A 12,971-nucleotide genomic window follows, 5' to 3' on the forward strand; every position below is an offset into this window, starting at 1 on the left:
GCCAATCACATAAGGCAAATTGGAAAATAAAAAGATACTTTTCGGAGAAAAAACATGACAAAAAACTTATTAGTAGAACTCGGTCTTGAAGAATTACCAGCCTATGTTGTCACACCAAGTGAAAAACAACTAGGCGAAAAAATGGCAGCCTTCCTCAAGGAAAACCGCCTGTCTTTTGAAGCTATTCAGACCTTCTCAACACCACGTCGTTTGGCTGTTCGTGTAACTGGTCTTGCAGACAAACAGGCTGATTTGACAGAAGATTTTAAGGGGCCAGCAAAGAAAATTGCCTTGGATAGTGATGGAAACTTCACCAAAGCAGCTCAAGGATTTGTCCGTGGAAAAGGATTGACTGTTGAAGATATCGAATTCCGTGAAATAAAGGGTGAAGAATATGTCTATGTCACTAAGGAAGAAGTTGGTCAAGCAGTTGAAGCCATTGTTCCTGGTGTTGTGGATGTCTTGAAGTCACTGACTTTCCCTGTCAGCATGCACTGGGCTGAAAATAGCTTTGAATACATTCGTCCTGTTCACACTTTAACTGTTCTTTTAGATGAAGAAGAATTTGATTTGGATTTCCTTGATATCAAGGGAGATCGTGTCAGCCGTGGTCATCGTTTCTTGGGGAAAGAAACCAAAATTCAGTCAGCCTTGAGCTATGAAGAAGACCTTCGTTCACAGTTTGTAATCGCAGATCCACGTGAACGTGAGCAAATGATTGTTGACCAAATCAAAGCAATAGAAGCTGAACATGGTGTACGTATTGAAATTGATGCGGATTTGCTTAATGAAGTCTTGAACTTGGTTGAATACTCAACTGCCTTTATGGGAAGCTTTGATGCCAAATACCTTGAAGTTCCAGAAGAAGTCTTGGTGACTTCGATGAAAGAACACCAACGTTACTTTGTTGTTCGTGATCAAGATGGCAAGCTCCTGCCAAACTTTATTTCTGTTCGTAATGGAAACGCAGAGCATTTGGAAAATGTCATCAAAGGAAATGAAAAAGTCTTGGTAGCCCGCTTGGAAGACGGTGAATTCTTCTGGCGTGAAGACCAAAAATTGATCATTTCAGATCTTGTTGAAAAATTAAATAATGTGACTTTCCATGAGAAAATTGGTTCCCTTCGTGAACATATGATTCGTACGGGTCAAATCGCTGTACTTTTAGCAGAAAAAGCAGGATTATCTGCCAATGAAACTCTTGACCTAGCCCGCTCGGCAGCCATTTACAAGTTTGACTTGTTGACAGGTATGGTTGGTGAATTTGACGAGCTCCAAGGAATTATGGGGGAGAAATATGCCCTTCTTGCTGGTGAAACTCCAGCAGTGGCAGCTGCTATTCGTGAACACTACATGCCTACATCAGCTGAAGGAGAACTTCCAGAGAGCAAGGTCGGCGCAGTGCTTGCCATTGCAGACAAATTGGATACGATTTTGAGCTTCTTCTCAGTAGGCTTGATTCCATCAGGTTCTAATGACCCTTATGCCCTTCGTCGCGCGACTCAAGGTGTGGTTCGTATCTTGGATGCCTTTGGTTGGCACATTGCTATGGACGAGCTGATTGATAGCCTTTATGCTTTAACATTTGACAGCTTGACTTATGGAAATAAGGCAGAGGTTATGGACTTTATCAAGGCTCGTGTTGATAAGATGATGGGGTCTACTCCAAAAGATATCAAGGAAGCCGTTCTTGCAGGATCAAACTTTGTCGTAGCGAATATGTTGGAAGCGGCAAGTGCTCTCGTAGAAGCAAGTAAGGAAGAAGACTTCAAACCGTCTGTTGAATCACTTTCTCGTGCCTTTAATTTGGCTGAGAAAGCAGAAGGAGTTGCTACAGTTGATTCAGCTCTCTTTGAAAATGAAGAAGAGAAAGCCTTGGCAGAAGCCGTCGAATCACTCGTTTTGTCAGGGACTGCCAGTCAGCAATTAAAACAACTCTTTGCTCTTAGCCCAGTCATTGATGCCTTCTTTGAGAATACCATGGTAATGGCAGAAGATCAGTCTGTCCGTCAAAATCGTTTGGCCATCTTGTCTCGTTTAACTCAAAAAGCAGCTAAGCTTGCTCGTTTTAACCAAATTAACACTAAATAAAATTTGATAAACGGACTTTATCTTACCATAAAGGAGAAAAAATGGATCCGAAAAAAATTGCTCGTATCAACGAGCTCGCTAAAAAGAAAAAAACAGAAGGCTTGACCCCAGAAGAAAAAGTGGAACAAGCTAAACTACGTGAGGAGTACATCGAAGGTTATCGTCGTACTGTTCGTCACCATATAGAAGGGATCAAAATTGTGGATGAAGAAGGAAATGATGTTACACCAGAAAAACTACGTCAGGTACAACGTGAAAAAGGTTTACATGGCCGTAGTCTCGATGACCCAAATTCATAATTAGTATTCTTTCTTTTAACAAGGATGGATGAAAGAATAACCAAAAGTTAATATCGAGAAAGGACAAGTTTCGTCCTTTCTTTTTTCTTTTGTCTGTAAGTCTTTTTTGATATAATAGTTCTATGTTAGAATCAGAAAAACAATCACGTTATCAAATGTTAAATGAAGAGCTCTCTTTTTTATTGGAAGGTGAAAGTAATGTTTTGGCTAATCTTTCCAACGCCAGTGCTCTTTTAAAATCACGCTTTCCTAATACCGTATTCGCAGGCTTTTATCTGTTCGATGGAGAGGAATTGATTTTAGGTCCCTTCCAAGGAGGTGTTTCCTGCATCCGTATTGCACTAGGCAAGGGTGTTTGTGGGGAGGCAGCTCATTTTCAGGAAACTGTTCTGGTTGGTGATGTAACAACTTATCCCAACTATATTTCTTGTGATAGTCGAGCTAAAAGTGAAATTGTTGTTCCGATGGTTAAGAATGGTCAATTACTTGGAGTTCTGGATCTTGATTCTTCAGAGATTGATGATTATGATGCTATGGATCGAGATTATTTGGAGCAATTTGTCGCTATTTTGCTTGAAAAGACAGAATGGGACTTTACAATGTTTGGGGAGAAAGCCTAATGTATCAAGCACTTTATCGAAAATATAGAAGTCAAAACTTCTCCCAGTTGGTTGGACAGGAAGTTGTGGCTAAGACTCTTAAACAAGCAGTAGAGCAAGAGAAAATAAGTCACGCTTATCTTTTTTCTGGTCCACGTGGAACGGGAAAAACCAGTGTAGCTAAGATTTTTGCCAAAGCTATGAACTGTCCAAATCAAGTGGGTGGTGAACCTTGTAATAACTGCTATATTTGTCAAGCAGTGACGGATGGTAGTTTAGAAGATGTCATTGAAATGGATGCTGCCTCTAATAACGGGGTGGATGAAATCCGTGAAATTCGTGATAAATCTACCTATGCGCCTAGCCTTGCTCGTTATAAGGTTTATATCATAGATGAGGTTCACATGTTGTCTACAGGGGCTTTCAATGCCCTTCTAAAGACGCTGGAAGAACCAACACAGAATGTTGTCTTTATTTTGGCCACTACTGAATTGCACAAGATTCCTGCCACTATTCTATCTCGTGTGCAACGTTTTGAATTTAAATCAATTAAAACACAGGATATTAAGGAACATATCCGCTATATCTTAGAAAAAGAAAATATTAGTGCCGAGCTAGAAGCTGTGGAAATCATTGCAAGACGTGCTGAAGGTGGAATGCGAGATGCCTTGTCTATTTTGGACCAAGCTCTGAGTTTGACACAGGGAAACGAGTTGACGACTGCCATCTCTGAAGAAATCACTGGCACCATTAGTCTATCAGCCTTGGATGATTATGTGGCATCCTTGTCTCAACAGGATGTTCCAAAGGCCTTAGCTTGCTTAAATCTTCTTTTTGACAATGGCAAGAGCATGACTCGCTTTGTGACCGACCTTTTGCACTATTTAAGAGACTTGTTAATTGTTCAAACAGGGGGAGAAAATACTCATCATAGCCCAGTCTTTGTAGAAAATTTGGCTCTTCCTCAAGAAAATCTGTTTGAAATGATTCGCTTAGCGACAGTTAGTTTAGCAGATATTAAGTCTAGTTTACAGCCCAAGATTTATGCTGAGATGATGACTATCCGTTTGGCAGAGATTAAGCTTGAACCAGCTCTTTCAGGGGCGGTTGAACATGAAATTGCTGCACTGAGACAGGAAGTTGCCCGTCTCAAACAAGAACTCGCCAATGTAGGAACTATACCCAAGCCCACCAGTCCAGCTCCAAGTCGCCCAGTAGTAGGCAAGACAGTCTATCGTGTGGATCGTAATAAAGTTCAATCTATCCTACAAGAGGCCGTCGAAAATCCTGATTTAGCACGTCAAAACCTGATTCGTCTGCAGAATGCCTGGGGAGAGGTGATTGAAAGTCTAGGAGGCCCTGATAAGGCTCTGTTAGTTGGTTCTCAACCAGTTGCGGCCAATGAGCACCATGCTATTCTTGCTTTTGAGTCTAACTTCAATGCTGGTCAAACCATGAAACGAGACAATCTCAATACCATGTTTGGCAATATCCTCAGTCAGGCAGCAGGTTTTTCACCTGAGATTTTAGCTATTTCCATGGAGGAATGGAAAGAAGTTCGCGCAGCCTTTTCAGCCAAAGCCAAATCTACTCAAACTGAAAAAGAAGTAGAAGAAGAAAGTTTGATTCCAGAAGGATTTGAATTTTTGGCTGATAAAGTGAAGGTAGAGGAAGACTAAAGAAAGATTTCATGATACAATAAGTTTATGAATAGACAACAATTTATTATCATAGCGCTGTTTACAGCTGCTGAGACCTATTTTTTCAATGAAGCCTGGATGACTGGTCGTTATATTATGGCAGCCTTTTGGGCTATTTTGCTCTTTAGAAATTTTCGAGTCAGTTACTTGATGGGCAAGATAGTAGACGTCATTGACCAGCATTTAAAAGGAAAAGACTAGCCCTCAGATTTTAGACAAAATCAAAGCCTTTTAGGCTTTTTTTTGTTATACTATAAAAGTATATTTATTGACCTTTTACCGTATTTTCTAGGGAAATTAAGTATGTTTCTAGTAAGTACCGTAAAGGCCAGAAAAAGAAAGGAACTATCATGTCAGTATTAGAGATCAAAGATCTTCACGTTGAGATTGAAGGAAAAGAAATTTTAAAAGGGGTTAACCTGACCCTGAAAACAGGAGAAATCGCCGCTATCATGGGACCAAATGGTACAGGTAAATCGACTCTTTCTGCAGCTATCATGGGAAATCCAAACTATGAAGTTACCAAAGGTGAAGTCTTGTTTGATGGCGTAAACATCCTTGAGTTGGAAGTTGACGAGCGTGCGCGTATGGGACTTTTCCTTGCTATGCAATACCCATCAGAAATTCCTGGTATTACCAATGCTGAGTTTCTTCGTGCAGCCATGAATGCTGGTAAAGAAGACGATGAGAAGATTTCAGTTCGTGAGTTTATCACTAAATTGGATGAGAAGATGGAATTGCTCAACATGAAAGAAGAAATGGCTGAGCGTTACCTCAATGAAGGTTTCTCTGGTGGTGAGAAAAAACGTAATGAAATTCTTCAACTTTTGATGTTGGAACCAACTTTTGCCCTTTTGGATGAGATTGACTCTGGTCTTGATATTGATGCCCTTAAAGTTGTTTCTAAAGGTGTTAATGCCATGCGTGGTGAAGGTTTTGGTGCTATGATTATCACTCACTACCAACGTCTTTTGAACTACATCACACCTGATGTGGTACACGTCATGATGGAAGGTCGTGTTGTCCTTTCAGGTGGTCCAGAATTGGCTGCGCGTTTGGAACGTGAAGGATACGCAAAACTAGCTGAAGAACTTGGCTACGACTACAAGGAAGAATTGTAATTCCCTCGTATCTTTTAGGAGAAGTAAATGACTAAAGAAAATATTAAACTTTTTTCAGAAATGCACGCTGAACCGAGCTGGTTGGCTGACCTCCGTCAAAAAGCTTTTGATAAGATTGAGACTTTGGAATTACCAGTTATTGAGCGTGTCAAATTCCACCGTTGGAATCTCGGTGATGGAACGATTACAGAAAATGAGCCATCAGCAAATGTTCCAGATTTCACTGCACTAGATAACCACTTGAAGTTGGTGCAAGTAGGAACTCAAACTGTTTTTGAGCAAACTCCAGTTGAGTTGGCTCAACAGGGTGTTGTCTTTACAGACTTCCACTCAGCTTTAGAAGAAATTCCAGAGCTTATTGAGGAATTCTTCATGTCATCTGTTAAGTATGACGATGACAAGTTGGCAGCCTACCATACAGCTTATTTCAACAGTGGTGCTGTTCTCTACATTCCTGATAATGTTGAGATTAAAGAACCAATCGAAGGTATTTTTTATCAAGACAGCGATAGCGATGTGCCGTTTAACAAACATATTATGATCATCGCTGGTAAAAATTCTAAGATTAGTTATCTGGAGCGTTTAGAGTCACGCGGTGAAGGAAGTACTAAAGCAACTGCTAATATCACAGTAGAAGTAATTGCACGTTCTGGTGCTCAAGTGAAGTTTGCTGCGATCGACCGTCTAGGTGAAAATGTCACTGCTTACATTAGCCGTCGTGGTAAACTAGGCAACGATGCAAGCATTGACTGGGCAATCGGTGTCATGAACGAAGGGAACGTCGTTGCAGACTTTGATAGCGACTTGATTGGAAATGGTAGCCATGCGGACCTTAAAGTTGTAGCTCTTTCAAGTGGCCGTCAAGTGCAAGGAATTGATACTCGTGTAACAAACTATGGTTGTAATTCAATCGGAAATATCCTACAACATGGGGTTATTCTTGAAAAAGCAACCTTAACCTTCAATGGTATCGGCCACATCATCAAGGGTGCTAAGGGAGCAGATGCCCAACAAGAGAGCCGTGTTCTTATGCTTTCAGACCAAGCGCGTTCAGATGCCAATCCAATTCTTTTGATTGATGAAAATGACGTAACTGCAGGACATGCGGCTTCTATCGGTCAGGTAGATCCAGAAGACATGTACTACCTCATGAGCCGTGGTTTAGATAAGGCAACTGCAGAACGTTTGGTTGTTCGTGGTTTCCTTGGCTCCGTTATCGTTGAGATTCCAGTCAAGGAAGTTCGTGATGAAATGATTGCAACTATCGAAGAAAAATTGTCAAAACGCTAAGGGGTAGCCTATGTTAGATGTAGAAGCGATTCGCAAGGATTTTCCAATTTTAGACCAGATTGTCAACGATGAACCATTGGTCTATTTGGACAATGCTGCGACGACACAAAAACCATTAGCTGTTCTGGAGACGATTAACCTCTACTATGAGAACGACAATGCCAATGTTCACCGTGGCGTTCATACCTTGGCAGAAAGGGCGACAGCTTCTTATGAGGCAGCTCGTGAAACCATTCGTAAGTTTATCAATGCAGGCTCTACAAAGGAAGTTCTCTTTACCAGAGGAACGACAACCAGTCTTAACTGGGTAGCGTGTTATGCTGAGGAAGTCTTGGCTGAGGGAGACCAGGTCTTGATTTCCGTCATGGAACACCATTCCAATATCATTCCATGGCAGGAGGCCTGTCGCAAGACTGGGGCAGAGCTTGTCTATGTCTATCTCAAGGATGGTGCCTTGGATATGGATGACTTGCGAGCAAAATTGACGGACAAGGTCAAGTTTGTTTCGCTAGCTCACGCCTCAAATGTTCTGGGTGTAGTCAATCCGATTAAAGAAATCACGCAAATGGCCCACCAAGTGGGAGCTATCATGGTGGTGGATGGTGCTCAGTCTACACCCCATATGAAGATTGATGTGCAGGATTTGGATGTGGACTTCTTTGCCTTTTCAGGTCACAAGATGGCTGGTCCGACTGGTATCGGTGTTCTTTACGGTAAAGAAAACTATCTAGAACAAATGTCACCAGTTGAATTTGGTGGTGAAATGATTGATTTCGTCTATGAGCAATCTGCTAGTTGGAAGGAGTTGCCTTGGAAATTCGAGGCTGGGACTCCTAATATGGCAGGTGCAATTGGACTTGCTGCGGCAGTAGATTATCTTGAAAAGATTGGTATGGATGTGATTGAAGCCCATGAACAAGAATTGATCGCATACGTCTATCCAAAACTGCAGGCGATTGAAGGATTGACCATTTATGGTTCACAGGACTTGGCTCAACGGTCAGGTGTCATTGCCTTTAACCTAGGTGATCTTCATCCGCACGATCTTGCGACTGCTTTGGATTATGAAGGAGTGGCTGTTCGCGCAGGTCATCATTGCGCTCAACCCTTGCTCCAGTATTTGGACGTTCCAGCTACAGCTCGTGCAAGTTTTTATATCTACAATACCAAGGCAGATTGCGACAAGCTAGTCGATGCCTTACAAAAGACAAAGGAGTTTTTCAATGGCACTTTCTAAACTAGATAGCCTTTATATGGCAGTGGTAGCGGACCATTCGAAAAATCCACATCACCAAGGGAAGTTGGAAGATGCTGAGCAAATCAGTCTCAACAATCCAACCTGTGGTGATGTCATCAATCTCTCTGTCAAGTTTGATGCAGAGGACCGTTTGGAAGATATCGCTTTTCTAAACTCAGGTTGTACCATCTCGACTGCCTCTGCAAGCATGATGACAGATGCAGTTTTAGGAAAAACCAAACAAGAAATTTTAGAAGTTGCAACTATTTTTTCTAAAATGGTTCAAGGGCAAAAAGATGAACGCCAAGACCAACTTGGAGATGCAGCTTTCTTATCAGGCGTTGCAAAATTCCCTCAACGAATCAAGTGTGCAACCCTAGCTTGGAACGCCCTGAAGAAAACAATTGAAAATCAAGAAAATCAGTAAGACAAGATTCTTTTGTCTTATGAATCAGTAGAAATGAAGAATGAAAGAAAGGATATTATGGCTGAAGAAAGAGTAGAACCAAAACCAATTGACCTTGGTGAATATAAATTTGGTTTCCATGATGATGTAGAGCCTGTTCTATCGACAGGAAAAGGATTGAATGAAGATGTCATTCGTGAGCTATCAGCTGCAAAGGGAGAACCTGAGTGGATGTTAGAATTCCGTTTGAAGTCTTATGAAACCTTCAAAAAAATGCCCATGCAAACTTGGGGAGCAGACTTGTCAGAGATTGATTTTGATGACCTGATTTATTACCAAAAACCATCTGATAAACCTGCCCGTTCATGGGATGACGTTCCTGAAAAAATCAAAGAAACCTTTGAACGTATCGGGATTCCTGAAGCTGAGCGTGCCTATCTAGCAGGGGCCTCTGCCCAGTATGAGTCAGAAGTGGTTTACCACAACATGAAGGAAGAGTTCCAGAAATTGGGGATTATCTTTACAGATACGGATTCTGCCCTCAAGGAATACCCAGACTTGTTTAAACAATACTTTGCGAAGTTGGTACCGCCGACTGATAACAAGTTGGCAGCCCTTAACTCAGCAGTGTGGTCAGGTGGAACCTTTATCTACGTACCAAAAGGGGTCAAGGTAGATATTCCTCTTCAAACTTACTTCCGTATCAACAACGAAAATACTGGTCAGTTTGAACGTACCTTGATTATCGTTGATGAGGGAGCAAGTGTCCACTATGTAGAAGGATGTACAGCACCGACTTATTCAAGTAACAGCTTGCATGCTGCCATCGTAGAAATTTTTGCCTTGGATGGTGCTTATATGCGTTATACAACCATCCAAAACTGGTCTGATAACGTTTATAACTTGGTTACTAAGCGTGCTAAGGCTCAAAAAGATGCTACTGTTGAGTGGATTGATGGAAACTTGGGTGCCAAAACAACCATGAAATACCCATCTGTTTACCTAGATGGTGAAGGGGCGCGTGGTACTATGCTTTCTATTGCCTTTGCTAATGCAGGGCAACACCAGGATACTGGAGCTAAGATGATCCACAACGCTCCACATACAAGCTCGTCTATCGTGTCTAAATCCATCGCTAAAGGCGGAGGAAAGGTAGACTATCGTGGACAAGTAACCTTTAACAAAAACTCTAAGAAATCTGTCTCTCACATCGAATGTGATACCATTATCATGGATGACTTATCAGCATCAGATACCATTCCATTTAATGAAATCCACAACTCACAAGTCGCTTTGGAACACGAAGCCAAGGTTTCTAAGATTTCAGAAGAACAACTCTATTACCTCATGAGCCGTGGCTTGTCAGAATCTGAGGCGACAGAAATGATTGTTATGGGATTTGTGGAGCCCTTCACAAAAGAACTTCCAATGGAATATGCTGTTGAGCTGAACCGTTTGATTAGCTATGAAATGGAAGGATCAGTTGGGTAAAATTTGATTTTAGATTTACCCAAAGTCAAGAACTTTGAAGATGAACTTATAACAAAAAAATCGCGGTTTAAAATCGCGATTTTTTTATAATTTTTCGTTGATGAAGCGAATAAACTGATTCCACCAAACTTTTAAGAAGAAGGCTTTTTCAACATTCTTTTCTGCGACCATTTCAAAACTAGGACGTTCTGTGGTAATGTAACCTTGACCAATCAAGTCCTTGTCTTCGTAAGTCAAATGGCCAACCACTGTTCCAGCTTCAAGTGGAGCTGGAATTGCCTTAGAATCAGGTGTGAATTGAATAGATTGGGAAGATTGGCTCCCAACACGTTCAATTAGAGTGATATCATCTTTGGCAACAGCAGTGACTGTATCTTCTTTTCCATCTTGTACAGGGGCTTTGCTATCTTGGTAGGCATCACCTTTCTGAACGATTTTGCGAAGTGTAAATGTAGAAGAAATATAATCCATTAGGGAAGATGTAGCTGTGAAACGAGCGTAAGGATTATTGGATTGATGATCTGCATTCAAAACAACTGTGATAACTCTCATTCCTTTTTCGACAGTAGTACCAACAAAAGACTCTCCAGCTTTGTCTGTTGTCCCTGTTTTCAGTCCATCAAAACCACCACGGTAAGCAGGCATACCTTCTAACATGTAGTTGGTCGAAGTGATTGTCATCCCAGCAAAAGTAGAAGAAGGTTTTTTTGTGATTTCCAAGACTTGTGGGTATTTTTTGATGAGGTTACGAGCAACGATAGCAACATCATAAGCACTGAGCTTGTTTTCATCATCTTTTTTAGAGCCTGGGTAAATATTATCCCCTAGAGTTTCATTGTTAAGACCTGTCGTATTGACAACAGTGGCATCCTGAATTCCCCATTCCAAGAGTTTTGTCCGCATCATGTCGACGAAATCTTTTTCTGATCCGGCAATTTTCTCAGCTAGAGCAATGGCTGCACTGTTAGCGCTAGATACGAGGGTTGCTTCCAGTAGTTGTTCGACGGTATAATTACGAGCCTCCATAGGAACATTACTTGCTTCAGAGTTTGTTGTCAATCGATAAGGATAATCTGAAATATCTACTGGGGTAGATAGTGTAATACTTCCGTTTTCTAAAGCTTCATAGACAAGATAAACCGTAATCAATTTTGTAATAGAAGCGATTTCGACTGGCTGAGTTGCATCTTTTTCATAAAGTATTTTACCAGTATTTGCTTCAACAGCAATGGCATGTTTTGCAGCAATATTAAAATCTTGAGCAGCAACAGTAGATGCTGACCCAATCACAGATAAGCTTAGTAGAGTTAAAATGATTTTTTTCATAGTAAGTTTATTCTAACATAAAGAAAAAAATATTCCCAGTTTCACGATAGAAGAAAGAAGCTTTTTTGAAAGTGTGGTAAAATAGATGAATGGAGGTACCCCATGTTTCGTAAGAATAAATTATTTTTTTGGACTAGTGAGATTTTATTATTAACCATCATCTTTTATTTATGGAGACAGATGGGTGGGATTATAACGCCTTTTGTAAGTGTCGCAAACACCATAATGATTCCCTTTCTTCTAGGTAGTTTTTTATATTATTTGACCAATCCTATTGTAAATTTTTTACAAAAGTATTTCAAAATTAATCGTATCATTGGTATTCTACTAACTTTGTGTGCCTTGGTTTGGGGGCTAGTTATTGGGGTAGTCTATCTCTTACCGATTTTGGTCAATCAGTTGACCAGCTTGATTGCGACTAGCCAGACTATCTACAGTCGTTTACAAGATTTGATTGTGGATTTATCTACTTATCCAGCCTTTCAAAATTTGGATATTCAAGCGACTATTCAACAATTAAATCTATCCTATGTAGATATTTTACAAAATATCCTAAATAGTGTGACAAATAGTGTCGGAAGTGTCATATCAGCTCTCTTTAGTACCGTTTTGATTATTATTATGACCCCTGTGTTTTTGGTTTATTTTTTGTTAGATGGTCACAAATTTTTACCGATGCTTGAACGTACTGTTTTAAAGAGAGATAAGTTGCATATTGCAGGTCTCTTAAAAAATTTGAATGCGACAATTGCTCGATATATTAGTGGAGTCGCCATTGATGCGATTATTATTGGTTGTTTGGCCTTTATCGGATATAGCGTGATCGGTTTAAAATACGCTTTGGTCTTCGCCATCTTTTCAGGATTAGCCAATCTCATTCCGTATGTGGGACCAAGTATTGGTTTGATTCCAATGATTATCGCAAATGTCTTTACTGATCCTCATAGAATGCTGATTGCAGTTATTTACATGTTGATCATTCAACAAGTGGATGGGAACATCCTTTACCCTCGAATCGTTGGCGGAGTGATGAAGGTTCATCCAATTACGATTTTAGTATTACTTTTATTATCAAGTAATATTTATGGTGTCATTGGCATGATTGTCGCAGTACCAACTTATTCTATCTTAAAAGAAATTTCTAAGTTCTTATCACGTTTGTATGACAATCATAAAATAATGAAAGAACGAGAAAGAGAATTAGCTAAGTAAAAGTCAGGAATTCCTGATTTTTCTTTTTATTTAGCCAAGTGATAGGAGTGGGAGTGTCGTTTAGATTAGTAGATTAAGAATAATTCACAAAAACTTTGTAAAACACTTGCAATTTAGCTGAAATTTGATAAAATAGTAAGGAAAGTTAGACTGTATTGCCTACTGTCTATCTATAAAATATATTTTATTGGAGGCTTTT

At 40.3% G+C, this 12,971-nt stretch carries 12 protein-coding genes; 11 read left to right on the top strand and 1 reads right to left on the bottom strand.

Features of this window, described 5'->3' with window-relative positions; genetic code table 11:
* The first annotated feature begins 54 nt into the window (after positions 1 to 54).
* From glyS to sufB, 10 genes are all read left to right on the top strand, one after another.
* Positions 55 to 2,091: a glycine--tRNA ligase subunit beta gene (gene glyS / locus RWP09_RS02745; RefSeq protein WP_314433741.1), complete on the top strand. Its 2,037-nt coding sequence runs from the start codon at positions 55 to 57 to the stop codon at positions 2,089 to 2,091.
* A 41-nt stretch (positions 2,092 to 2,132) separates the two neighbouring features.
* Complete coding sequence (locus RWP09_RS02750) at positions 2,133 to 2,390, top strand: DUF896 family protein (RefSeq protein WP_084926903.1); 258 nt, start codon at positions 2,133 to 2,135, stop codon at positions 2,388 to 2,390.
* A gap of 122 nt (positions 2,391 to 2,512) precedes the next feature.
* Positions 2,513 to 3,010 carry a GAF domain-containing protein gene (locus RWP09_RS02755; protein WP_314433745.1) on the top strand — a complete coding sequence of 166 codons (498 nt, stop codon included), beginning with the start codon at positions 2,513 to 2,515 and terminating at the stop codon, positions 3,008 to 3,010.
* A complete protein-coding gene (dnaX, locus tag RWP09_RS02760) occupies positions 3,010 to 4,668 on the top strand; it encodes a DNA polymerase III subunit gamma/tau (RefSeq protein WP_314433747.1) in 1,659 nt (552 codons plus the stop codon). Before RWP09_RS02755 ends, dnaX begins: the two co-directional genes overlap by 1 nt.
* Before the next feature lie 27 nt (positions 4,669 to 4,695).
* On the top strand, positions 4,696 to 4,890 hold the full coding sequence (locus RWP09_RS02765) for a DUF3272 domain-containing protein (protein WP_001081602.1): 195 nt from the start codon (positions 4,696 to 4,698) through the stop codon (positions 4,888 to 4,890).
* 149 nt (positions 4,891 to 5,039) lie between these two features.
* The gene (gene sufC, locus RWP09_RS02770; RefSeq protein ID WP_000114489.1) at positions 5,040 to 5,810 is read left to right on the top strand and encodes a Fe-S cluster assembly ATPase SufC; all 771 of its coding nucleotides are present in this window, start codon (positions 5,040 to 5,042) and stop codon (positions 5,808 to 5,810) included.
* A gap of 27 nt (positions 5,811 to 5,837) precedes the next feature.
* Entirely contained in the window at positions 5,838 to 7,100 is a 1,263-nt protein-coding gene (gene sufD, locus RWP09_RS02775) for a Fe-S cluster assembly protein SufD (protein WP_314433791.1), read from the top strand.
* Positions 7,101 to 7,110: 10 nt separating this feature from the next.
* Positions 7,111 to 8,337: a cysteine desulfurase gene (locus RWP09_RS02780; protein ID WP_314433792.1), complete on the top strand. Its 1,227-nt coding sequence runs from the start codon at positions 7,111 to 7,113 to the stop codon at positions 8,335 to 8,337.
* On the top strand, positions 8,324 to 8,764 hold the full coding sequence (gene sufU / locus RWP09_RS02785; RefSeq protein ID WP_314433793.1) for a Fe-S cluster assembly sulfur transfer protein SufU: 441 nt from the start codon (positions 8,324 to 8,326) through the stop codon (positions 8,762 to 8,764). The genes RWP09_RS02780 and sufU overlap by 14 nt, the downstream gene beginning before the upstream one ends.
* A gap of 57 nt (positions 8,765 to 8,821) precedes the next feature.
* Complete coding sequence (sufB, locus tag RWP09_RS02790) at positions 8,822 to 10,234, top strand: Fe-S cluster assembly protein SufB (protein WP_000797050.1); 1,413 nt, start codon at positions 8,822 to 8,824, stop codon at positions 10,232 to 10,234.
* A gap of 84 nt (positions 10,235 to 10,318) precedes the next feature.
* Here the strand turns inward: sufB and pbp3 are convergent, their stop codons facing one another.
* Entirely contained in the window at positions 10,319 to 11,560 is a 1,242-nt protein-coding gene (pbp3, locus tag RWP09_RS02795) for a D-alanyl-D-alanine carboxypeptidase PBP3 (protein WP_314433795.1), read from the bottom strand.
* A 102-nt stretch (positions 11,561 to 11,662) separates the two neighbouring features.
* On the opposite strand from pbp3, the gene RWP09_RS02800 reads away from it, so the two are divergent.
* Positions 11,663 to 12,772 carry an AI-2E family transporter gene (locus RWP09_RS02800; RefSeq protein WP_314433797.1) on the top strand — a complete coding sequence of 370 codons (1,110 nt, stop codon included), beginning with the start codon at positions 11,663 to 11,665 and terminating at the stop codon, positions 12,770 to 12,772.
* Positions 12,773 to 12,971 lie beyond the last annotated feature (199 nt).

This window comes from uncultured Streptococcus sp. (genome assembly GCF_963521255.1).
In the GTDB taxonomy this organism is placed as follows: domain Bacteria; phylum Bacillota; class Bacilli; order Lactobacillales; family Streptococcaceae; genus Streptococcus.